16 protein-coding genes are annotated in these 23,631 nt (G+C 72.5%); 8 read left to right on the top strand and 8 right to left on the bottom strand.

The genetic code is table 11. From position 1 onward, the window contains the following. Positions 1-163 precede the first annotated feature (163 nt). The 6 genes from fdh to ACW9TB_RS24065 are packed head-to-tail and all read right to left on the bottom strand — an operon-like array spanning position 164 to position 9,257. Complete coding sequence (fdh, locus tag ACW9TB_RS24090) at positions 164-3,382, bottom strand: formate dehydrogenase (protein WP_472750322.1); 3,219 nt, start codon at positions 3,380-3,382, stop codon at positions 164-166. A gap of 36 nt (positions 3,383-3,418) precedes the next feature. Next, on the bottom strand, positions 3,419-4,915 hold the full coding sequence (locus ACW9TB_RS24085; protein WP_472750321.1) for a helix-turn-helix transcriptional regulator: 1,497 nt from the start codon (positions 4,913-4,915) through the stop codon (positions 3,419-3,421). After that, the gene (locus ACW9TB_RS24080; protein WP_472750320.1) at positions 4,912-6,195 is read right to left on the bottom strand and encodes a CHAT domain-containing protein; all 1,284 of its coding nucleotides are present in this window, start codon (positions 6,193-6,195) and stop codon (positions 4,912-4,914) included. Before ACW9TB_RS24080 ends, ACW9TB_RS24085 begins: the two co-directional genes overlap by 4 nt. Next, positions 6,188-7,960 (bottom strand): hypothetical protein, encoded by a 1,773-nt coding sequence (locus tag ACW9TB_RS24075; protein ID WP_472750319.1) that lies wholly within the window; start codon positions 7,958-7,960, stop codon positions 6,188-6,190. The genes ACW9TB_RS24080 and ACW9TB_RS24075 overlap by 8 nt, the downstream gene beginning before the upstream one ends. 2 nt (positions 7,961-7,962) lie before the next feature. Then, the gene (locus tag ACW9TB_RS24070; protein WP_472750318.1) at positions 7,963-8,907 is read right to left on the bottom strand and encodes an AAA family ATPase; all 945 of its coding nucleotides are present in this window, start codon (positions 8,905-8,907) and stop codon (positions 7,963-7,965) included. Beyond that, a complete protein-coding gene (locus ACW9TB_RS24065; protein WP_472750317.1) occupies positions 8,904-9,257 on the bottom strand; it encodes a CU044_2847 family protein in 354 nt (117 codons plus the stop codon). Before ACW9TB_RS24065 ends, ACW9TB_RS24070 begins: the two co-directional genes overlap by 4 nt. A 342-nt stretch (positions 9,258-9,599) precedes the next feature. Here ACW9TB_RS24065 and ACW9TB_RS24060 point away from each other — a divergent pair, with 342 nt between their 5' ends. Next, positions 9,600-10,649 carry a dienelactone hydrolase family protein gene (locus ACW9TB_RS24060; RefSeq protein WP_472750316.1) on the top strand — a complete coding sequence of 350 codons (1,050 nt, stop codon included), beginning with the start codon at positions 9,600-9,602 and terminating at the stop codon, positions 10,647-10,649. 206 nt (positions 10,650-10,855) lie between these two features. Here ACW9TB_RS24060 and ACW9TB_RS24055 read toward each other — a convergent pair whose 3' ends face one another. Next, a complete protein-coding gene (locus ACW9TB_RS24055; RefSeq protein WP_472750315.1) occupies positions 10,856-12,994 on the bottom strand; it encodes an amylo-alpha-1,6-glucosidase in 2,139 nt (712 codons plus the stop codon). 188 nt (positions 12,995-13,182) lie between these two features. Here ACW9TB_RS24055 and ACW9TB_RS24050 point away from each other — a divergent pair, with 188 nt between their 5' ends. From ACW9TB_RS24050 to ACW9TB_RS24030, 5 genes are all read left to right on the top strand, one after another. Next, positions 13,183-14,340 (top strand): LacI family DNA-binding transcriptional regulator, encoded by a 1,158-nt coding sequence (locus ACW9TB_RS24050; RefSeq protein ID WP_472750314.1) that lies wholly within the window; start codon positions 13,183-13,185, stop codon positions 14,338-14,340. A gap of 73 nt (positions 14,341-14,413) precedes the next feature. Continuing rightward, positions 14,414-15,685 carry a sugar ABC transporter substrate-binding protein gene (locus ACW9TB_RS24045; RefSeq protein ID WP_472750313.1) on the top strand — a complete coding sequence of 424 codons (1,272 nt, stop codon included), beginning with the start codon at positions 14,414-14,416 and terminating at the stop codon, positions 15,683-15,685. A 65-nt stretch (positions 15,686-15,750) separates the two neighbouring features. Then, positions 15,751-16,860: a carbohydrate ABC transporter permease gene (locus ACW9TB_RS24040; protein WP_472750312.1), complete on the top strand. Its 1,110-nt coding sequence runs from the start codon at positions 15,751-15,753 to the stop codon at positions 16,858-16,860. After that, positions 16,860-17,747, top strand: a complete 888-nt coding sequence (locus tag ACW9TB_RS24035) for a carbohydrate ABC transporter permease (RefSeq protein WP_472750311.1) — start codon at positions 16,860-16,862, stop codon at positions 17,745-17,747. Before ACW9TB_RS24040 ends, ACW9TB_RS24035 begins: the two co-directional genes overlap by 1 nt. Positions 17,748-17,791: 44 nt before the next feature. Continuing rightward, positions 17,792-18,022: a zinc-ribbon domain-containing protein gene (locus tag ACW9TB_RS24030; RefSeq protein WP_472750310.1), complete on the top strand. Its 231-nt coding sequence runs from the start codon at positions 17,792-17,794 to the stop codon at positions 18,020-18,022. A gap of 203 nt (positions 18,023-18,225) precedes the next feature. Here ACW9TB_RS24030 and ACW9TB_RS24025 read toward each other — a convergent pair whose 3' ends face one another. After that, the gene (locus ACW9TB_RS24025) at positions 18,226-18,366 is read right to left on the bottom strand and encodes a hypothetical protein (protein WP_472750309.1); all 141 of its coding nucleotides are present in this window, start codon (positions 18,364-18,366) and stop codon (positions 18,226-18,228) included. Positions 18,367-20,665: 2,299 nt separating this feature from the next. Here ACW9TB_RS24025 and ACW9TB_RS24020 point away from each other — a divergent pair. Both ACW9TB_RS24020 and ACW9TB_RS24015 read left to right on the top strand, forming a co-directional pair. Continuing rightward, positions 20,666-21,466 carry a collagen-like domain-containing protein gene (locus ACW9TB_RS24020; RefSeq protein ID WP_472750308.1) on the top strand — a complete coding sequence of 267 codons (801 nt, stop codon included), beginning with the start codon at positions 20,666-20,668 and terminating at the stop codon, positions 21,464-21,466. Between the two features lie 599 nt (positions 21,467-22,065). Beyond that, positions 22,066-23,595, top strand: a complete 1,530-nt coding sequence (locus tag ACW9TB_RS24015; RefSeq protein ID WP_472750307.1) for a golvesin C-terminal-like domain-containing protein — start codon at positions 22,066-22,068, stop codon at positions 23,593-23,595. Positions 23,596-23,631 lie beyond the last annotated feature (36 nt).

Genomic DNA, 23,631 nt, shown 5'->3' with positions numbered 1-23,631 from the left:
CCGCGATGAGAACGCCGATCTCACCGGCACCGGCGGTCTCGGTGGCCACCGAGGTCATGACCTCAGCGTGGCGAGGGCCGGGAACGGAGGGCCAGGAGATTGCACAAGATTGCAGAATCCAGTGCGTTCGTGATCGGGTTCCTCGGTGGGGAACCCGGTCCGCTCAGCCGTCGCGGTACTCCTCGATCAGGTCGAGCAGCGCCCTGCCCGTAGGACGCCTGCCGGGCCGCAGGTCGCAGGTCATGGCCTTGCCCTCCTGGATGAAGACGTTCGGGTCGAGCACGAGGGGCATCAGGTCGTTGACGACGTCGCCGGTCACCAGGCCGCCGCCGCCCCAGCCCCAGTGGTAGGGGAGGCCGATCTGGTGGATCGTCCTGCCCTGCACGCGCAGCGGGCGTACGCGACCGGTCACCAGGACGCGGGCCTCGATCGCGGTGCGGGACGTCACGATCGTCGCCCAGCCCCCGTTGACGAGTCCCAGCTCGGCGGCGAGCTCCGTCGACACCTCGCAGAACAGCTCCGGCTGCAGCTCGGCGAGGTGGGCCAGCGGCCTGCTCATGCCTCCCGCGGTGTGGTGCTCGGTGAGCCGGTAGGTCGTGAGCACGTACGGGAAGCGCGGCGACTCCGGCGGGTTGTAGGGGCTCTCGGGACGCGGGTAGGTCCGGCGCGCCGGGTTGGCCTGCCGCCCGTACAGCGTGTTGCGCACCGGCGACTCGTGCGGCTCGTAGTGGGTGGGCAGCGGCCCGTCCGCCAGGCCCGCCGGGGCGAACAGCCAGCCCTTGCCGTCGGGCTGCATGACGAACGGGTCGGTCCCGGCCAGCGCGGCCTCGGCCAGGGCGCCCTCGGGCGGCAGGTAGCCGGGCGGCTTGTCCCGCTCGAAGTCCGGCACGTCGAGGCCGGTCCACTCCCCCTTCTCTCCCTTGTCGGGGTCCCACCACACGTAGGCCTTGCGCTCGCTCCACGGGCGGCCCTCGGGGTCGGCGGAGGCCCGGTTGTAGAGGATGCGCCGGTTGGCGGGCCATGCCCAGCCCCACTCGGGCGCGACCCTGCTCTGCTCGCTCCCTGGCCTGCGCCGGGCCGCCTGGTTGACCTCGTCGGCGTACACCCCGCAGTAGATCCAGCAGCCGCACCGGGTGGAGCCGTCGGACCTGAGGTCGGTGTACGCCGACAGGGTCCGCCCGTCGGGGCCTGTGCCGTTGATCTCGCGCAGCACGGCCCGCGCCGACGGGTCGGCGTGCTCGCCCTCCTCCGGGTAGTCCCAGGTCAGCTCGCGGACCGGCCGGTCGATCTCGTCGTCGGTCATCCGCTCCCTGATCCGCTTGCCCAGGTGGTAGTAGAACGCCAGGTCGCTGCGGCAGTCGCCCGGCGGCTCCAGCGCCTTCTCCCGCCACTGCAGCAGCCGCTGGGTGTTGGTGAAGGTGCCGTCCTTCTCCACGTGGCTCGCGGCGGGCAGGAAGAACACCTCGGTGGCGATGTCCTCGGTGCGCGTCTCCCCGGTTTCGAGCTCGGGGCCGTCCTTCCAGAACGTGGCCGTCTCCACCAGCGTGAGGTCGCGGACGACCAGCCAGTCGAGGTTCGCCAGGCCCAGGCGCTGCGCCCGGCCGCCCGAGGAGCCGACCGCCGGGTTCTCGCCCACCACGAAGTAGCCCTTGACGGTGCCGTCGATCTGTCCCATCACGGTGGTGAAGTGGCCGTGGTCGCCGGTCAGGCGGGGCAGGTTGTCGAAGCGGAAGTCGTTCTCCTCGGTGGCGGCGTCGCCCCACCAGGCTTTGAGCAGGCTCACCATGTAGCCGCGCTTCCTGCCCCAGAAGCCGGTGTCGGCCCCGGCCTTGGCCAGGTAGTCGTCGAGCCCCTCGTGCCGGTGGGCGTGGGGCATCGGCAGGTATCCGGGCAGCAGGTTGAACAGGGTGGGGATGTCGGTGGAGCCCTGGATGCTGGCGTGGCCGCGCAGCGCCATGATGCCGCCGCCGGGACGGCCGATGTTTCCCAGCAGCAGCTGCAGGATCGCGGCCGTGCGGATGTACTGCGCGCCCACGCTGTGCTGGGTCCAGCCGACCGCGTACACCCAGGCGGTGGTGCGCTCCCTGCCCGAGTTCGAGGTGATCGCCCCGGCCAGCTCGGCGAAGTCCTCCGGGGGGATGCCGCACAGCTCCGACACCATCTCCGGGGTGTAGCGGGCGAAGTGCCGCCGCAGGATCCGGTAGACGCAGCGCGGGTGGCGCAGCGTCGGGTCGGTGGGCGGCCTCGACGGCGCGGCGGCCCCGCCGGAGCCGTACGCCTCGGGACCCGCCGCCTCGGCGTGCTGGGCGCCGCCCTCCAGGTGCTCCCCCGCCACACGCCCCGCACGCTCGGTTCCTTCGTACGCCGCATGCTCCGTTCCCTCGTACGCCCAGCTTGACGGGTCGTACGCGCGTGTCTCCGGGTCGAAGCCGGAGAACAGCCCGTCCAGGTCCTCGGTGTCCCTGAAGTCCTCGGAGATGATCGCCGAGGCGTTGGTGTAGGCGAGCACGTACTCGCGGAAGTCCAGCTCGTTGACGAGCACGTGGTTGATCAGCGCGCCGAGCAGGACGATGTCACTTCCCGCGCGGATCGGCAGGTGGCGGTCGGCGATCGCGCTGGTGCGGGTGAAACGCGGGTCGACGTGGAACACCTTCGCCCCGCGCGCCCTGGCCTCCACCACCCACTGGAATCCCACCGGGTGGCATTCGGCCATGTTGGAGCCCTGGATGACGATGCAGTCGGACTCGGCCAGGTCCTGCTGGAAGTCCGTGGCACCGCCACGCCCGAAGCTGGTCCCCAGACCGGGGACGGTGGAGGAGTGTCAAATACGGGCCTGGTTCTCCACCTGGATCGCGCCGAGGGCGGTGTAGAGCTTCTTCATCAGGTAGTTCTCTTCGTTGTCCAGCGTCGCCCCGCCCAGGCTCGCGATGCCCATGGTGCGCCGGACCGGCCTGCCCTCGTGCTCCTGCTCCCAGGTCTCCCTGCGGGTCCGCACCACCCGGTCGGCGATCATGTCCATCGCCGTCTCAAGATCGAGCGGCTCCCAGTCGGTGCCGTACGGCCGCCGGTAGAGGACGCGCGTCTGACGGCCGGGGTGGGTGACGAGCTGCTTGCTCGCCGAGCCCTTGGGGCAGAGGCGCCCGCGCGAGATGGGCGAGTCGGGGTCGCCCTCGATCTGGGTGACCCGGCCGTCCTTGACGTAGACCAGCTGGCCGCAGCCGACCGCGCAGTACGGGCAGATCGACCGCGCGACGCTGTCAGCCTCCTCGGTGCGGGGCCGCAACGCGTCGGTACGCGCCGACCGCGCGGCGTCGCCCCTGGCGTCCTCTCCCCTGAGCTGCCGGATCACCGGCCAGCGGGAGATCTTCCTCCCCCACGTCACACCCGGCCCCTACCCCTCCCCACCTGCGCCAATCATTCACGGTGGGGGGTGGAGGCCCTCTCTTCGGGCGAGGTCGATCGCCTGCCTCCGATTGGAGACCCCGAGTTTCCTGTAGATGGTGCTCAGGCGCGAATCGACGATTCTTTGGGAGATCGACAGCCTGTGGGAGATCTCCCGATTGCTGAGCCCCACCACAACGAGCCGGAGGATCTCCCGTTCCCGGTTCGAGATCCACCGGAGGCGATCCTCGTCCACCGGCTCCTCCTCCGGAGGGGCGTCGCCGAACTCGGCACGCAGCCGCCTCAGGTCTTCGTTGAGGGGAAACCACCGGCTTACCTCGCCCACCAGCCGTCTGAGGCCCTCCCGGACGTTCCCGCTGTTGAGATCCTCTATGACCTCCCTCCAGAACTCCGCCGGTTGGGAGATCCTGAAGGGAATCCTGGCGCGGGAGAACCCAAGCTGGTCAAGGATTCGCACCACGTCATCCTGGGAGGGAAGAAGCCTGGCGAACACCTCCACGATCTCCTCCCGGACCTCCGGCACCAGCAGCAAGGCCGACGCCGAGAAACCCTTGGAGGGCCGTTCGACACGCACTTGGGTGGATCTTCGGCTCTGATGGCGGTCCAGCGGTACGGCCCGGCCGAGCGCTTCGGAGACGATGACCGCGAGGTCGCTCCACGGGCTGGACTCCAGGGATTCCCTCAGTTCGGCGGAGTCGAGCAACCGCGTCACACGCACGACGGCCGACCCGGCGTACCCCGAGGCTCCGCTGAGAACCGGCCCTTCGTCGAACGCGACACGCAACTGGAGCCTCTCGGCCGTGTCGGCCCCCTTGTTGACCTTCCCAAGCGCCCGCTCGAATCCCCGGATGAGGCCCGGTACGACCGCCTCGTCGGTGTCCGGCGGCATGACGGCCAGCAGCCCGTCCCCCATATCCTGACGATCGATCGCGGCGGGATCGACTCCCGCCTCCTCGCATGCCATGGCCACCACCTGGGACAACCGCACATGCGCCAGCCCCTGCAGCACGGCGTCGCGGATGCTGAAATACGCGATGTCCATGGCGAAGCAGAGCCTCCGGCTGGGCACGGAGTCCTCGGCCGGTGGGGAATCCGCGCCCGGCCGTTCCGGGACGGGGACCGGGCGGGACGTCGTCGGTTCTCGCTCCTCGTCGGCCCGCCCCACGTCCACCGGGAGTTCGATCGTCCGGACCGGAACACCGCGCGAGGTGACGATCGTGAGCATGAGCGGGTGGCGGCCGGGCTCGGCGAGCGGGGTGACGACGAACTCGGCGGGGCCGTACGACCCGCCGAAACGGTGGAGCACGACGCTGGCGTCGTGAACGGCGTTCACGGTGAACGACTCCGAGCCGTCGAGCACGCAGGTGAAGGCGAACTCCTCCTTCTCGTACGGCCAGTCCCCTCCGGGTGGGTCGGCGAGCCGCAGGTCGACCGCGACCAGGTAGGGGCGCCCGGGTGTCATCGTGCGCGCCCAGGTGACGACCGGTTCCAGCATCACGACGGCGGGGGTCACTCGCTCCCTCCGTTCCCGGCCGGGGAGACGACGGTGCGCGGGCTTCCGTAGAGGACGTACATGAATCGGTACAGGAAGGGGAGCAGCCTCTTGTTCGCCTCCGCCCCCTCGACGTCCAGCAGGTCGTCGGGGGTCAGCCTGGCCATCTCGGCACGCAGGTCCCGTACCGCCCGCGCCACCGACCGGCCGGGATGGGCCCGGAGGTGGCGCAGAAGCTGGTCGGCCATCTCGTGCGCCTCGCGGTCGCCCACGGCGCCGCTCGTGGCGAGGACTCCCGCCGCCCCGGACCTCAGGAAGACCTCGGCGAACCCTCGGAGGGTGCGGTCCTTGAACCGTCCCTCGTCGTCGACCAGGGCCCCGGAGTGGCAGGCGTTGAGGAAGACGAACGTGGCCGCCGGTTCCAGCCGGTCGAACCTCCGGGGATCGAAGCGGTCCAGCGGGACCCCGTCCAGGACGCAGTCGGCCAGCCGCGTGCCGTACGTCCCGTGGCAGGCGATGTACACCATGGCCAGGGCGTCGCCGTACGACTGGAGGGTCTTGGCGAGGCCGGGCAGGCTGTCGCTGCGCTCGACGTGGTAGGAGCCGAGCACGGAGTGGTCGTGCTCCATCCCGGCGGCGATGTAGGCCGCGACCGGTCCCCTGCAGTCGTGTTCCGAGCGGTAGTCCCGCACCACCTCGCCCCAGGCGGTCGCGATGGACAGCCAGCGGGTGACGGTCACCAGCCCGCCCAGCCACCCCTCGCTCCTGCCCGATCTCGGTGCCCGTTCCAGCCAGAACAGCTCCCACGGGATGCCGTACCCGGTCTGGTCCCAGATGACCAGCTGGAGGTCCTCGCCGTGTGCCGCGCGCCGCGCGTCGAGCCAGCGGATCAGCTCGACCTTCGTCCGCGACCAGGTCCGCATCGAGCTCAGCACGTCCACGGGCAGCAGGCCGTTCGCCGAGACCATGGACCCGAGTGCCAGGTCGGGGCGGCCGTGGACGTCGCCGAACTCCACCGGCCCGCCGCAGCAGCAGACCGCGCGCAGCCGGAAGCCCGCGCCCTCCGGTCGCCGGACCGGGATGACCACGAGCAGCGCCATCGCGGTCGGGAGCCCCTCGCCGAGATCGGTGGCGAAGGCGTCGAAGACCTGCCCCTGCCCTGTCTCCGGCGTCCCCGGCGTCCCCGGTGTCTCCCGTACGGGAGGGACCGGCCGCGACGGGGCGGGCGGGCCGTGGGCGGCCGGGGTGGTACGGGGGCCGCGGAAGATCGCGTCGACGAAGCGGCGGTGTCGCTCAGCCATCGACCGCCCCCTCGCCCCCCGGGCCGGGCACGACCGAACCGCCGAGAGCCCGGGCCAGCTCCGCGGTGAGGTGGGCGTACGGCCGGGGGCCCGGGTCGACCACGACGCTGCGTACCCGGCGCAGCCTGCCGATGTCCGCCGCCGCCGCGAGGGCGTCCTCGACACCCTGGCGGCCGACCCGCCCGGCCGGTGGGCGCCGCGTCCGGCTGGCGTCGAGCGGTACGTTGGCGCGTCCGTCGGTGACGACGAGCAGTAGCGCCTCGTCCACGGTCGCGTCGCCGTGCTGGGTGTCGTGCCGCAGCAGCCGCGTGGCGAGGGCGAGCCCGTGCGCGAGCGGCGTGGCCAGGCCCGGTGGGCGTTCCAGGGCCTCCTCGACCCGGGGATCGAGCAGGTTGCGCGCCGAGAAGCACTGTGCGCGGACCTCGTCGGGGGCGTCCGCCGCCCCCACCTCGACCACGCCGACGGCGGCCCGCGCGGCATAGCCCCAGCTCAGGTAGGGCGCGAGGGTGGCGTGCCAGTCCCAGCCGCCCCGGCAGGTGTGGTCGAGCAGCAGCACCAGCAGCCGTCCAGGGCGGGGTGCCCGGCGGTGGCTGTGCAGGTCGGCGGGCAGGATGTGCAGCGGGTGGGCCGTTCCGGCGCGGGCGAGGGCGTAGTGGTCCCGGCAGCGCACCGTCTGGAACTTCGCCGACACCAGCAGGGTCGGGACGAGGGCGATGTCGCGCACCGTGCGGGCAGGCCCGGCGCCGATCGCGTGCCCGCGCGCGGGGCCGTCCTCGGCACGGCGCCGCCGGGGCGAGCGCAGGGACTCACCGTCGTGCTGCGGATCCGCGCGGTCCTCCGGGTACGGGTCGCCGGTCGCCGGTGTCTCCCCGAGCGGGACGGCGGCCAGGATCTCGGGCCCGGCCGGTGCGGCGCCCACCTCCCGCACGACCTGCCCGGCGAGGCCGGATCCCGCCCGGTCACGCGTGACGGGGTCTCCGTCCCTACCCGGCCGTGCGGTCTCGGGGTCGTCGCCGGGCGCCGCCGCGAGCAGCCCGATGAGCCGGGCGGCGTCGTCGACGTGCTCCGCCTCGACCACGGACGCTCCACGCAGCGCCGCCAGTGCCCGGCCGGTCCTGGCGAGGGCGAGCTCACGGCGCGTCCCGGCTCCGGTCTGGGGAAAACGGTGCAGGACCCGGTCGGCGGCGGCGAGCGAGAGGCCCGGCGACCGGCCCGAGCGGGCCGAGCGAAGCGCCCGGCGCCAGAGGGGGTCGGCGTCGTCCAGCGGGCCACGCAGCCCCTCGGCGTCGACCCGTACGGCGAAGCGGTCCAGCAGGTGGGGCGAGAGCCGTCCGACGTCGTCCCGGCGGCAGCAGGCCAGCCACCGGCTCTCCGGCATCCAGGACAGGTGCCGTCCGGTGCGTTCCAGGTGGGCGACGTCGGCGGCGACCGTGGTGACGGCGGCACGGACACCGGCCTGGCTGAGCCTCGCGAGATCGGGGACCAGGATCACGCCGGGCCGACCCTCCTCGTCCATCAGCGGGCCGGGGGCCCAGCGAAACCCCGTTCCGTCCACGGGCCCGGGGCGGATCCGGGTCCACAGGTCGTCCTCGGACGTCGTGGAGCCGAGCACGCTGACGCCGTCGGCACGGCCCAGCAGATCGGCGAGCCACCGGGCCAGCGGCGTGGCGAGTTCGGGATCCAGGTCGAACAGCAGGACCCCGGACAGCCCGCGGTCCAGGGCCGCGCACGCCAGCGCGGTGGCCACCCGTTCGCGGACGTCCACGGCTATCCCTTCGCGAGAATCCGGTCGAGCCGCTCCACGTCCTTGTCGCTCCAGGCGATGCTCTCGCCGTAGGCGGCCTCGGGGCGCCGATGCATGATCGCGTACGGCGCGACCGCGCCGATGTCGCCGGGGGTGACCTCCGTACGGCCTTCGAGGGCGACCGCCGCCCGCGCGGCCTGCGCCATCACGATCTCCCCGCGGTGACCAGCGATCTCGAACTCCGTGGCGATCCGGGCGCACAGGGACGCGTCCTCCCCGGTGAACGGCACGTCCGTGACGGCCAGGCGCGCGGCCTCGACCTGAAGGCGGCGCTCGCGATCCAGCTCGGCGCCGCGATCCAGCCACGCCGAGTCCGGGCGCTGGCGCTCCTCGTCGAACCGCAGCACGGTCATGAGGATGTCGCGGCGTACGTCCGGGTCGGACTCCGCGTGGATCGGCACCAGCAGGCCGAACCGGTCGAGCAGCTGCGGGCGCAGCCCGCCCTCCTCGGGGTTCATGGTGCCGACGAGGGTGAACGAGACCGGTATCTCCGGCCGGTCCAGGCCGTCGCGCTGGACGACCAGCAGGCCCGTCGAGACCACGTCGAGGATGATGTTGACGACGTGGTCGTCCAGCAGGTTGACCTCGTCGATGTAGAGCAGCTTCCGGTCCGCGCTCTCCAGCAGTCCCGGCTGCGGGCGGGGCTCGCCTCTCATCAGGGCGTCGATCTGCCAGCCGCCGAGCACCCGGTCGTCGGTCGCGTTGATGGGCAGCGTCACCGGCAGCTCGCCGTACATCATCCGGGCGAAGGCGCGCACCATCGTCGACTTCGCCGTACCCCGTTCTCCGCTGACCAGCACCCCGCCGATGGACGGCATCACATAGGCGATCTCCAGCATCCGGCGAAACCGGTCCTGGCCGACGATGTAAGCGCAGGGAAGAAGAGGAAAGAAAGGCCGGTCGCTCACGAACTTCGGCCCTTCCAGCGGAGAATCACCTGAAGCCGGGCCCCGCTCGCGGTCTCCACGATGGCCGCCCCGAACTTCGCGTCCGGTTTCACCGCGAACCGCGTCTCCAGCTCGTCCGGGCGGGTTTCCTCCGGCATCGAGTCCAGCCGCCGCTTCACCTCCTCCGCGCACGAACCCACGAGGTCGATGGCCTCGGAGAAGAGCGGTCGTGCGAGCTTGAGGACCTTCTCCCGCACGTCGCGCGTCGACTCCCCGCCGTAGACGTCGGACAGGTCCGATCGTGGCGCCTCCTCGACGGCGATCTGGATCGGCGTCGAACCGGCACGTCCCTCGACCTCGACAATGACCATTCCCGTCCTCTCGCCCACCTGATGTGACGCGCTCAGTGTGCACCAGAAAGGCGGGAAATTTCTGACCTCAAATAAAGGACACAACTATTTATGGGAATGGTATTCATCCGAAATAACGACCTCCCGCCGGGGCGAGAAGGGTCTCCACACCGGCGAACCTGCCGGGCGGCGACAAAAGGTATGTTCACGGGCACGTGGATTGTCGGGGGAGCGAGGGTGTCGGTCACATGGCCCTCGGTACGCGCACGGGCGCGTGGACCGTCGTCACGAGGGTCTCCACCGGGTGACGGCGCGTGGCCCGGCTTTGCCGTGGCTTTCACCGGCCGGTCCTACCGTGTGCTGGTGACGTCTTTTCACCGGTACCTCGCGGAGGAGGTCGCGGTCGACCACGCGGAAGGGCTCATCCCCCGGCGCGAGGCGCTGCACCGCCTGACCCTGCTCGGACTGGCGGCCCCCGCCGCGGGCGCGTTGCTCACGGCCTGGGGAGCCGGTGGAGGGAACACGACCAAACCGGCCACCACGGGACCCATAACGGGATCCGGTACGAGCCCCACCACGGGACCCGGCACACCGGCCACCGCGGGACCCGCCACAGGATCCGGTACGAGGCTCAGCGCAGGACCCGGCACACCGGCCGCCACGGGATCCGGTACGGCGACGGCGTCCGCCGCGCCCTCAGACGGGGCCTCGCCCGCGGACCCGCCTCCCCTGCCGACCGAGGAGATCATCTTTCCCGGCGCCGAGAGCGGTGTCACCCTCCGGGGCGCCTGGGCGGCGCCCGCGGACCCTCGGGGCGCGGTGCTGGTCATCCACGAGAACCGAGGGCTCACCGACCACATCCGGTCGGTGGCCGGGCGCCTGGCGGCCGACGGCTACTGCGCGCTCGCCGTCGACCTGCTCTCCCGCGAGGGCGGGACCGCCTCCTTCGAGGACCCGGCGCGAGCCACCGCGGCACTGGGGAGCATCTCGTCCGAACGCTTCGTCTCGGACATGAAGGCCGCCCTGGGCGAGCTGGAGCGGGGCGCCCCCGGCAAGGGGCTCGGCGTCACCGGTTTCTGCTTCGGCGGCGCCATGACCTGGCTGCTGCTCTCCTCGGACGAGCCTCGCCTGTCGGCGGCCGTCCCGTTCTACGGCCCGCTCCCCGACAACGCCGACCTCTCCGGGTCGAGGGCCGCCGTCCTCGCGATCTACGCCGAGCGGGACGACCGGGTCAACGCCACCCGCGACGAGGCCGGGACCGCCCTGGAGAGGGCGGGCCTGGAGCACGAGATCGTGACGTTTCCCGGCGTCGACCACGCCTTCTTCAACGACACCGGCCCTCGCTACGACGCCGGTGCCGCCACCGAGGCGTACCGGCGCGTCCTGGACTGGTTCGGCCGCCACCTGGGCTGAGGCGTCCCACCGCTGACCCATCGCTGGCCCACCGCCGACCCGCCGACCCGCCGCCGACGGCAGACGACGCGCGCCGTGGCGTCAGCGGTCACCCGCCCCGAGCCCGGCCCGGGTGTCCCGTCGCCGGACGACCGGCACCCCGCGCGGCGGCCACCCCGGGAAGGCCCGGACGCCCCCGCCCCGGCGGTCCGGTGGGCGCGTCCGGCTCAGGTCGAGGACCGCTCGGTGGAGATTCCCCCGGGCAGGCCGGTCACGACGACCTCGCCGTCCCGGTCGACGGCCGCGCTCACCTCCGCCCCGGCGACCCGCAGGCCGCGTACGGAGACCGCGCCCAGGGGGGCACCGGCGAGCGGGCGCAGCAGCATCCGGCCCCCGGGCACGTCGGGGTAGAGGCCGAGGGCCGCGTGCACGACGGTCACCGCGGCGGCGGCGGACCACGCCTGCGGGCGGCAGGCGGCGGGGTAGGGCACCGGGCGCCCGAGCGCCGAGCGGTCGTCGCCGCCGTACAGCTCCGGCAGCCGGTAGCCGAACGTCTCGCCCGCCGCGAGCAGTCCCTCGGCGAGGGTCGCCGCGTGCGTGGCGAACCCGGCGCGGGCCAGCCCGGCGACCACGATCGCGGTGTCGTGCGCCCAGATCGACCCGCAGTGGTACGACAGCGGGCTGAAGCCGCCCGCGTCCGCCGACATCGTGCGCAGGCCGAAGCCACCGGCCATCTCCGGGGAGACGAGGAGGTCGGCGATCCCGGCCTCTTCCTCCCCGGTGAGCAGGCCGGTGCCGAGCAGGTGCCCGATGTTGCTGGTCAGCGCGTCGACCGGGCGCTTGTCCCGGTCCAGGGCCAGGGCGGGGAACCTCCCCCTCGGCCCCTCCACCCAGAAGCGGGCCCGGAAGCGCTCGGCCAGTGCCGAGGCGTGCTCGCGCCAGCGGTCCGCGCCGGGACGGCCGAACGCCTCCAGCAGGTCGGCGCCCTGCCGGGCCGCCTGGTGGGCGTAGCCCTGCACCTCGACCAGGGCGATCGGCGGCTGGGCCTGGCGGCCGTCGTGGAAGCGCAGCGCGTCGCCGGAGTCCTTCCAGCCCTGGTTGGCCAGGCCCCGGCCGCTGGTGTCGACGTACTCGATGAAACCGTCCCCGTCGGGGTCGGCGTGCCCGCCGAGCCAGCCGAGGGCGGCCTCCAGGTGGGGCAGCAGCGCGGCGATCTCCTCGGCGGGGGCGCCCCAGCGCCAGGCGTCGTGCAGCAGGCTGATCCACAGCGGGGTGGCGTCGATCGTGCCGTAGTAGGCGGCGGGCAGGTGCAGGCCGTTGCCCTCGACCGCGAACTCGTGGCGGCGCAGCTCGTGCAGGATCTTCCCGGGGGCCTCGCCGGAGCCTGGGTCGATCTTGGTTCCCTGCCTGCGGGCCAGTACCCGCAGGGTGCCCATGGCCAGGTCCGTGCCGAGCGGCAGGAGCATGCGGGCGGCCCAGATGCTGTCGCGGCCGAAGAGGGTGAGGAACCAGGGCACCCCCGCGCCGAGGAAGGTGTCGCCGGGGGCGGAGGTCTCGGCCAGCCGCAGCGCGCGCAGGTCGTCCATGGACTGCTCGAAGAGCCTGCTCAGCCGGTGGTCGGTGGCGACGACCCGGGGGGCCGCCTCCCCCGCCGCCCACTCGGCGGGGTGGTCGGGCGCGGTCACCACGGCCTGGGGGTCGTGCACCTCGACCCGCCAGGAGAGGGTGACCCGGCCGCGGGGTGCCAGCTCGACCGGCCAGTGCAGGAAACCCGTGCGGGCGTACCCGGTGGACTCGGCCCGCGCGTCCGTGCCGGTCGCCACGACCCGGACGCCGCCGGAGGTCCAGGAGATCTCGCCGGGCGCGGTGCGCTCCGGCGCGGCCTCGGCGGTGTCGCCGCCGGACTTCACCACCTCGATGGGGGCGAAGTCGCAGCCCAGTTCCAGGCTCACGACGGCGGTGACGGGTACGGTCGCGCTGGAGACGATCTCGACACGTTCTTCCAGGCCACCCGGTATCACCTGCCGGAACCGCTCGATCCGTACAGTGGGATCGGGGACGGGATCACCCAGCCAGCGGGCCAGCAGGACGAACCTGGTGGCGCCCGGCCCCTGCGGGGCGTGGCCGACGGCCTCAAGCTCGCGGCCGTCGATCGTCAGGGTGGCCTGCGACAGGGCGCGGGAGTCCGCGTGGAACACGCCCTGGACACCGGCCGGGCGGATCTGCCCGTCGCCGTCGCTCAGCGCGACGGTCGGCGCCAGCACGGTGCTGACGAGGTCGTGCAGCAGTGGCTGGAGGCGGTAGGCCGCGGTGGAACCGGCCACCGTGTCCACCCGGGTGGTGGGGGATGAGGCGTCGTCGAACACGACTGGCTCCCTGGGATCGTGTCGGGCCGGTGACGCCTTGACAGACGACGGCCGGGGGGTGCACATTGCGAAACACTCTCTTTACTTGAACGATCCAACCATTACGCTCCGTTTACTTGAACGATCCAATCATGCCTCATCCCCCTTTGAACGTTCAAACCCTCGGAAAGGTACATATGGCCACGAAGGTGACGATTACCGACGTCGCACGTCGTGCCCGGGTGTCGCGCCAGACGGTGTCGAACGTGCTCAACAGCCCCGAGCTGGTCCGCGAGGAGACCCGCGACCGGGTGCGGGAGGCCATCGAGGCGCTCGGCTACCGGGCCAGCCAGGCCGCGCGGCAGATGCGGACCGGCCGCTCGCGGCTGATCGCCACGCGCATCCAGCCGGACCGGGACGGGATCAACGGCTCGGTGCTGGACCGGTTCCTGCACGGGCTCACCGCCTCGGCCGCCCGAGCCGGATACCGGATCCTGCTCTACGCCGCGGACGACGAGCGTGCGGAGATCGACACCTTCGACGAGCTGGTCGGAAGCCACGAGCCGGACGCCTTCGTGCTCGCCAGCACCTACTACGGCGACGGCCGTCCCGCGTGGCTGCGCGAGCGGCGGCTGCCGTTCGTCACGTTCGGGCGGCCCTGGGGGGAGCCGGGAATCCCGGACGCCCCCGGTGATCCGTGGCACCCGTGGGTCGACGTGGACGGCGCGGCGGGCACCGCGGCGGCCACCCGCCACCTGCTCGACACCGGTCACCGGCGGATCGGGTTCCTCGGCTGGCCGCCCGGCTCCGGCGTGGGCGACGACCGCAGGTCCGGCTGGGCCAGGACCCTCGTCGCCGCCGGGATCGACCCGGCCGGCCTGGACCAGGCCACCGACGACGGGGTGGCCGACGGCGAGAAGGCGGCCCGCGACCTGCTGCGCGCCGAGCGGCCGATCACCGCGCTGGTCTGCGCCAGCGACTCGCTCGCCCTCGGCGCGCTGCACGCCGTCCGCTCCCTCACGGCCTCGGGGCGGCTGACCGCCTCGGGACGCCTGACGGCCGAGGGGCGTCTCACGGTCGCGGGGCAGGCGGGCGGCGAGGAGGGCCTCCCGGTCAGCGTGATCGGCTTCGACGACACGCCGGTGGCGAAGGCGGTGGGGCTCAGCAGCGTCAGCCAGCCGCTGGCCGAGGCCGCGTCCGGCTGCGTCGGCCTGCTCACCCGGCTGTTCGACCCGCCCTCCCCCGGCGGTGACTCCGGCGACCCCGGTACCTCCCGCGCCCCCGGCGCCCTCGGCGACCCCGAGGCCGGTGGGCCCCGCACGCACGTATTGCTCCAGCCGTCCCTGGTTCTCCGGCAGTCGTCATGACCACGTAGCCGCACGACCGTACGACCACCTGACCACCCTTCAGATCACCCCCCGGGAAGATTGGAAAAGCACGATGAAACAGCCGACCAAGCAGCACAGCCTCCGTACCGCGGCACTCGCCGCGCTCGCCGCGGGCACCCTGGCGACCACGGCCGCCTGCGGCAGCGGTTTCGACGACTCCGCCGGGCAGAGCGCCGCCCCGCAGAGCAGCGGGCCCGCCAGCCTGCAGGTGCTCATCGGCTCCTCCGGTGACGCGGAGACGAACGCGCTGCGCGAGGCCGCCAAGACGTGGTCGGCGTCCTCGGGCAGCACCGCGACGATCACCCCCGCCCAGGACCTGACCCAGCAGCTCGGCCAGGCCTTCGCCGGGAGCAACCCGCCGGACGTGTTCTACGTCGACGCCGCGCGCTTCGCCGACTACGCGAGCGTCGGCGCGCTGGAGCCGTACGCGGACAAGATCTCCGAAGCCGCCGACTTCTACCCCGGCCTGCGCGAGACGTTCACCTACAACGGCACCTTCTACTGCGCGCCCAAGGACTTCTCCACGCTGTCGCTGATCGTCAACGACGACCTGTGGGCGAAGGCCGGGCTCACCGACGCCGACGTGCCGACCACCTGGGAGCAGCTCACCGCGGTCTCCAAGAAGCTCAAGGAGAAGGAGCCGGACGTCACCCCGCTGGTCATCGGCGACACGCGCGACCGGGTCGGCGCGTTCATGGTGGAGGCCGGTGGCTGGATCGTCAGCCCCGACGGCAAGAAGGCGACCGCCGACACCCCGGAGAACGTCGCGGGCCTGAGCTACGTGCAGGGCCTGCTGAAGGAGAAGCTCGCCCAGTTCCCCAAGCAGGTGGACGCGGGCTGGGGCGGGGAGGCCTTCGGCAAGGCCAAGGCCGTGATGACCATCGAGGGCAACTGGATCAAGGGCGCGATGAAGGCCGACTACCCGGACGTCAAGTACAGCGCCCACGAGCTTCCGGCCGGTCCCAAGGGCAAGGGCACCCTGTCCTTCACCACCTGCTGGGGCATCGCCGCCAAGAGCAAGTACAAGGAGCAGGCGATCGCCTTCGTCGAGGCGATGACCAAGGCCGACCAGCAGATGGCCTTCGCCAAGGCGTTCGGCGTGATGCCCTCGCGCCAGTCGGCCAAGGACGCCTTCGTCCAGGCCTTCCCCGAGGACGCGCCGTTCGTCGACAGCGCCGAGTACGCCCAGGGGCCGGTCAACGCCCCCAAGATGGACAGCGTGCTGGCCGACTTCGACACCGCGATCCAGCAGTTGCCCGCGGGTGACCCCAAGAAGATCCTGGCGAACCTGCAGAAGAACACACAGGCCGCGCTCGGCAACTAGGTCAGACCGGCGCGCGGCCCCTGGAACGTTTCGGGGGCCGCGCGCCGGACGCAAGGGAGACTGACGTGGCCGAGACAACGACCGCACCCCGGCGTCCCGCGCGCCGTCTTGGCGACAAGGCCAGGGAGAACATCGCGGGCTGGCTCTTCGTGGCGCCGGTGGTGGTGATCCTCACCCTGTTCATGGTGCTGCCGATCCTGATGGCGCTGTGGGTGAGCCTCACCGACTGGAACGGGCAGGGCAGCCCGTTCCGGGCGCAGGTGCCGTTCGTCGGCGTGGACAACTACACCGAGCTGTTCACCAAGGACGACCTGAGCCGCCTGAACTTCATGACGAGCCTTCGCAACAACTTCTACTACGTGCTGGTCGTGGTGCCCGCCCAGACGGTCCTGGCACTCGGCCTGGCGCTGATCGTCAACCGCCGGATGCTGAAGGGCAAGACCTTCTTCCGCACCGCGTTCTTCTTTCCCTCGGTGACCAGCTCGGTGGCGATCAGCGTCCTGTTCCTGTTCATCTTCAGCAACGCGGGCGCGGTCAACAAGCTGCTCGCGATGGTCGGCGTCCACGGGCCCCCATGGTTCTCCGACGCGCGGGGCGTGCTGCACCTGCTGCTGGGCTCCGTCGGACTGGTCGATCCCGAGGCGCCCCCCGACGCGCTGACCGGCGGCGGCCCGTTCGGGCTGTCGTGGTGGGACTGGCTGTCCGGTCCCAGCGTGGCCATGTGCACGATCATCATCCTGGTCGTCTGGACCACCTCGGGCACGTTCATGCTGATGTTCCTCGCCGCCCTCCAGGACATCCCGGTGACCCTGGAGGAGGCGAGCATGCTGGACGGCGCCACCTCCCGCCAGCGTCTGCGCTACGTGACGCTGCCGATGCTCAAGCCGACCATGTTCCTCGTCCTCACCCTCGGCCTGATCGCCACCTGGCAGGTCTTCGACCAGGTGTACGTGATGAGTCAGGGCAAACCCGCCAAGACAACCCTGACCCCGGCCTTCCTGTCGTACCAGACGGCTTTCAAGGAGCTGGACTACGGCTCCGGCGCCGCCATCTCGTTCGTCCTGTTCGTGCTCATCGTGGTGCTGGCGGCGTTCCAGCGGTGGGTCATGCGCGACAGGGACACCAAGGACGGCGGGTCCGCGAAACCCCGCGCGCCACGCCAGAGGAGGGCATGATGTCCGCGGCCAAGACCCGTCCCGCCCCCGCCCGTCCGGAGGGGGCGGGCGGGGGCATCCGCTCACTGTTCTCCACTTTCGGCGGGTACGCCGTCCTGGTCTTCTTCTCGCTGGTCTTCCTCTATCCGTTCGTCATCCAGGTCGCCAACTCGTTCAAGACCGAGCCCGACGCCACGGCCAACCCGCTCTCGCCGATCCCGCACCCGGCGACGCTCGCCGGTTTCGAGCGCGTCTTCGTCGACACCGGCATGCCGCTGTGGCTGGCCAACTCGGTGCTGGTGACCGTCGTCATCACCGTCGGCCGGGTGTTCCTCGACTCCCTCGCCGGGTACGCGCTCGCCCGGCTGCGCTTCCGGGGGCGCAAGGCGCTCTTCACCTCGATCGTCGCGATCATCGCGGTCCCGGGGGTGGTGCTGTTCATCCCGAAGTTCCTGGTGCTGAACCAGCTCGGCATCTACGACAGCTACACCGCGCTGATCCTGCCGATCATCGCGGACGCGGCCGGGGTGTTCATCATGAAGCAGTTCTTCGAGTCGATCCCGGTGAGCGTGGAGGAGGCGGCGCGGATCGACGGGGCGGGCCGTTTCCGCATCTTCTGGTCGGTGGTGCTGCCGATGGGACGCCCCGCCGTCATCACCCTGACGATCATCTCCTTCCAGAGCAGCTGGAACGAGTTCCCGCACACCCTGGTCGCCGTCCAGGATCCCAGCCTCTTCACCCTGCCGCGCGGCCTGGCCGACCTGGTCAGCGGCTCCCTCGGGGGCGGCACCCAGTATCCGCTCAAGCTCGGCGCGGCGGTGCTCGCGACCATCCCGGTCGCGATCATCTTCGTGATCTTCCAGCGCTACTTCATCCGAGGCGCCAACGAGGGCGCGGACAAGGGGTGATGAAGCACGGGGAATAGCGGCCCCGTATCGGGTATGTCTGGATGATGCTCATCTTCGGTTTGCGTACGGTGGCCCACCGGCTCGGGGTCGTCACCCTGGTCTGCCGCAACTGCGGCAACGCGGCGGCACAGGTGCTGTCACGGCGGGTCACCAAGTTCAGCCTGTTCTTCATCCCGCTGTTCCCGGTACGGACGAGGCACGAAATGCAGTGCACCTTCTGCGGGGCCTCGTACACCGTCTCCAAGGACGAGGCGAACCGGCTGGCGGCCCGCTGACCCCTGGACGGCACCGGGCGCGAATCAGCGCACTACTCCCCAAAAGCGATGGCCGCGCATTTGGAGTCACCTTTATCTCAATTTAAGATTTACTGGAAAAGCCGCCGCGTCATCTTTTATTCCACTGGGTAATTACCGCTGGTCACCATTTTGGTGTTGATATCCCAACTCCTCAGAACAGCGAGTAAAACGGAAAAGATGACTCACAGCGGCAATAAAAGGATTTCTTTCTCGAAGCCCGGCGGGCGCGCCCAGGCGTGGGCGGCCATGGCGACGATCGCCGGAGCCTTTCTGGCGGCATCGTGCCAGACACCCGCCGGTGCCTCGACCATGGAGACGAACACCGCCCGGCTCAACCCGCCGTCGGACCTCGTCACCGCCCTCGTTGGCCGCCATCTCGCCGACGCCCTCGGAAAACCGCGCCTTCGGACGGGGAGCACCTGTTCCGGCCTCCGGGGCGCGCGATGCGCGTGCCGGCTCGGCCACTGGGGATGCCCGCGCGCCCGGTCCGAGCCTCGCGGCCAGGCCACCGCGAAAGGCACGGCGTGGCCGGGCGACCTCGCGGAGCCGAAAGAGCCGGTGAGCAAACGGGTCGCGACGAGGTCCGCCGATCCGCCGGATCCGGCGGGAGCGCCCAGCGGGACGTCCGCGCCCAAGGGGTCGCGCCCTCTGATCGACATCCCGGGTCCCCCCGGGCCCCAGGGACCGGCCGGTCCGGCGGGAGCGCCGGGCCCCACCGGACCCATGGGACCGGCCGGTGTCCAGGGCCCGGCGGGCCGGACGGGCCCGGCGGGCGCCAACGGCGCACCCGGTCCTGCCGGTCTGCCCGGACCTCCGGGCGCCCAGGGTGCGGCCGGAGCGGCGGGCCCCGCGGGTGCGGGAGGCGCCCCGGGTCCGGCGGGCCCGGCAGGCCCTCAGGGCGTGCCCGGTGCGGCGGGCCTCGCGGGCCTCGACGGCGCGCCCGGCCTGTCCGGCCCCACGGGTGGCCAGGGCCCCCAGGGGCCTCCCGGCCCCGAGGGCGCGAAAGGCGCCGACGGCGCGCAGGGCCCGGCCGGGCCGGAGGGTCCCCAGGGGCAGCGCGGCCCCTCCTGCGCGGACGGCGCCGACGGCGCGCCCGGCCCCGTCGGACCGGAAGGCCGCCAGGGACCGGCCGGGCCCACGGGACCCACGGGCGCCGACGGCTCACCCGGACCCACCGGGCCGGAAGGTCCCCAGGGTCCTCAAGGTCCCTCCGGCCTCGCGGGCGCCGACGGTGCGCCGGGCCTCCCCGGTCCGGCCGGTCCGGCTGGCGCGGACGGCGCGCCGGGAGCGGAGGGAGCCGCCGGTCTCGACGGGCTGGACGGGCTGCCCGGACCTTCGGGACCCGCGGGAGCCGAGGGTCCGCAGGGCCCGGTCGGTCCCACGGGACCCATCGGAGCCGACGGCGTAGCCGGACCCATCGGAGCAACCGGCCTCCAAGGACCGGTCGGTCCCACGGGACCCGTCGGAGCCGACGGCATACCCGGACCCATCGGAGCAACCGGCCTCCAAGGACCGGCCGGACCGGTCGGCGCCGACGGTCCGGCGGGACCGCAGGGGCTGGTCGGCCCCGCCGGTGCGCTGGGACCCGTGGGACCGGCGGGACCGGCAGGTCTCGACGGCCTGCCCGGCCCCAGCGGACCGGAGGGTCCCCAGGGCTTGACTGGTCCGGCCGGTGCCGACGGGCTGCGCGGCCCGATCGGTGAGGCAGGTCCCGCCGGGCCCATCGGCCCGATCGGGCCGACAGGGCTGGCCGGACCGGAGGGTCCCGTAGGAGCGACCGGACAGACAGGGGAGACCGGGCAGACGGGCCCCGTCGGACCGCAGGGTCTGATCGGGCCAGAAGGCCCCGTGGGCCCCGAGGGCCTGGCCGGACCGGCGGGCCCCGCGGGTCCCACCGGGCCCATCGGGCAGTTGGGTCCCGCGGGACCCACCGGTCAGACAGGACAGAGCGGGCAGACCGGCCCCGTGGGCCCCGTGGGCCCGATCGGCCCGCTGGGGCCCTCCGGCCCGGCCGGACCGGCCGGCGCGGCGGGACCGCAGGGGCTGATCGGCCCCGTCGGCGCGGCCGGACCCGTGGGGCCGGTGGGCCCCATCGGCCCCTCCGGGCCGACGGGCGTCGCGGGACCCGTCGGACCCGCGGGCCCGACGGGCCTTGTCGGGCCGATCGGACCGGCGGGTCCGATCGGATCCGCGGGTCCGGCGGGCCCCATCGGCCCGATCGGGCCTGCAGGACAGACCGGACAGACAGGTGCCACCGGCCAGACGGGTTCCATCGGCCCGATCGGGCCCGCAGGGCCCGCCGGAGCGGCCGGCCTCGTCGGGGCGACGGGCCCGGCGGGTCCCATCGGCCCCGTGGGAGCGGTGGGTCCGGCAGGACCCGCGGGCGCCGTGGGCCGCACCGGTCAGACGGGTGCCACCGGGCAAACCGGCCAGACAGGTGCCACCGGTCCGGTCGGGGCGGCGGGTCCGACCGGCCTGACGGGCCCGGCGGGACCCGTGGGACCGGCGGGAGCGATCGGCCCCGCGGGCGCGGTGGGCGCCGTGGGACCGGTGGGTCCCGTGGGACCCGCGGGCCTCATCGGTCCCGCGGGACCGGCGGGACCCACGGGCCTCATCGGACCGGTGGGACCGGCGGGACCGGCGGGTCTCATCGGCCTGCCCGGACTGGCCGGTCCGATCGGACCCGCGGGACCGGCAGGGCAGACGGGCCAGACAGGACTGACCGGCCAGACCGGAGCGGCGGGTCCGGCAGGACCCGCGGGCGCGATCGGACCGGCGGGACCGATCGGACCGGCGGGCCTCATCGGGCCCGCGGGACCCGCGGGCGCCATCGGCCCGGTCGGCGCGGCGGGGCCTCCGGGACCGACCGGCCAGACGGGCCAGACAGGTCCGGCGGGACCGGCGGGACCCATCGGCACCATCGGTCCCGCGGGACCGGCGGGACCGGCGGGACCGGCGGGCGCGACCGGCCCGCAGGGACTGACCGGCCCGATCGGACCGTCCGGTACGGCGGGACCGGCGGGACCGACCGGCCAGACGGGCTCCACCGGTCCCGCGGGACCGGCGGGACCGGTCGGACCGGCGGGGCCCACGGGCCCGGCGGGATCCGCCAACGACCTCGCGACCTCGCGTGGCGGCGTCACCGAGTTCACCGCGTACGTCTCCACTGTGGGAGCGACCTCGATCCGGGACCCTCGGACGACTCCCACCTGGAACAACATCTCCGGGGTGACCGGTTATCCCACGGGCGTGAACAGGGTCTCGCTTGAGCAGGACCTGACCAACCTCTACGTCACGGTGGCGAACCCGGCGGGCACGATCGCCCGGACGACCTGCACCGCGTTCCCCACACCGGGAACGCTGCTGATCCCGGCGTGGCCTGCCAACTGCAGTGCCTTCGTCAACCTGACCCCGCCCAACTGAGGGACGGCGGGACCTTTCGAGAACAGGCACGTGCCGTGCCCGGGACCCCCGGGCACGGCACGCCCCTTTTTCCGCCCCGGCCTCACAGCGGGCCCCGGCTTCACAGCGGACCTCGGCTTCACGACGGAACCCGGCCTCACAGTGGACCCCGGCCTCACGGCGAACCCTGGCCTCACAGCAGGCTCACAGCAGCCCCCGGCTCATGACGGAACCCGGCCTCACAGCGAACTCCAGCCTCACAGCCAACCCTGGCTTCACAGCGGACCCCCGGCCTCACATTGGACCCCGACTTCACGGCGGAACCGGCCGGGGCATCCACCCTCCGGCGTCCCGGCACCGTCCGGGCGGTCACGGAGTCGCCGATCCCGCTCCTCTCCCCCGATCCCCCTGTTCTGCCCCCGTCCCCGCCCCCGCTCCTCCCGTGCGGCTCCGCGCGACCCTCCGACCAGCGAATACAGCGGCCTATCAGATCAAAGGGAACAATTGTCGCCAACAAACAAAGGAGTGTTAATTATTTACATTTATCGTAATTGTCCTTTACGGTGCCGAATCAGCCGGTGCCCGGACGGGGCCGGATTCCCGATTCCCAAGGAGACTCCGTGCAGAACGCCCGGCCGCGCTCGCACCGCCGGTCAGCCGCGATCCTGTCCGCCGTTCTCGCCGTCCTGCTCCTCGCGCCCGCCCAGGCCGTGAGCGCCCGGTCGGCGGGTCCCCTGGCGGACGCCTTCGCTCGCGCCTCCGCCGCGTACGACGTGCCGCGCGACCTGCTCGTGGCGCTCGCGTACGCGGAGACGCACCTCGACGGGCACGACGGCGAGCCGAGCGCGAGCGGCGGGTACGGGGTCATGCACCTGGTCAGCAACCCCACCGTGCGCGCCCTGGAACGCGCGGCCCAGCTGACCGGCACACCGGCGGCGACGCTGAAGACGGACGACACGGCCAACGTCCTCGGCGGTGCCGCGGTGCTGCGTTCCCACGCCGACGCGCTCGGCCTCGACGCCGCCGCCAGGAAGGACGCCGGGCGGTGGTACCCGGCCGTGGCCAAGTACGGCAACGCCTCCGGTTCCGAGACGGCCAGGCTGTACGCCGACACCGTCTACGACCTCCTCGGCAGGGGTGTCCGGGCCACCGTCGCGGGCGGCGAGGTCGTCACCGTCACGCCGGTGGAACTGCAGGCGGACCGCGGCGTCTACGAGGGCGTGCGGGAACTGGCCGCCAAGGCCCCGAGCCAGGACTACCCGGCCGCGAGCTGGGTGGCCGCCAACGCCGGTAACCGGACCGCCGCGACCAGGCCGGGAAGCCACAAGATAGACCGGGTCGTCATCCACGTCACCCAGGGGGCGTACGCGGGCACGATCTCCTGGTTCCAGAACCCCGCCGCGAAGGTCTCCGCGCACTACGTCGTCCGCTCCTCCGACGGCGACGTCACCCAGATGGTCCGCGACAAGGACATCGCCTGGCACGCCGGGAACTGGTCCTACAACACCAGGTCGATCGGCATCGAGCACGAGGGGTTCGTCAACAACGCCTCCTGGTTCACCGACGCGATGTACCGCGCCTCGGCGGCCCTGACCCGCGCCCTCTGCGACAAGTACGGCATCCCCAAGGACCGCTCGCACATCATCGGGCACAACCAGGTCCCCGGCGCCACGCACACCGACCCGGGCTCCCACTGGGACTGGGCCAAGTACATGCGGTACGTCACGGGGAGCACCGCCCCCTGGTCCGCGACCGTCGACAACTCCACCTCCGGCGCGTTCACCGCGAGCGCGAACTGGACCGCCTCCACCTCCGCCGCCGGGCGCCACGGCCCCGACCACCGCCAGGCCAGGCCGGTGACCGCGAGCGACGTCGCCTGGTACCGGTTCGCCGTCCCCGCCTCGGCCACCTACCAGGTCGAGGTCTGGTATCCGGCCGCCCCCGGCCACAACAGCTCCGCGCCGTACATCGTCGCCACCTCCTCGGGGAGCAGGACGGTGTACGCCGACCAGCGGGCCGGTGGTGGAGCCTGGCGAAGTATCGGGACGTTCGCGCTGAAGGCCGGGACGTACAACGCCGTCGGCGTCAGCCGGTGGACCTCCGGCACGGGACTCGTCGTCGCCGACGCCGTACGCCTCACCCGGCTCTGACCTTTCGCTCCCCCGGACATACGGGCGGCCCGCCCC

Source organism: Streptosporangium sp. H13245 (assembly GCF_055690525.1).
The sequence above is the reverse complement of the archived record's forward strand: the minus strand, read 5'-3'. Positions and strand labels throughout refer to the sequence as shown.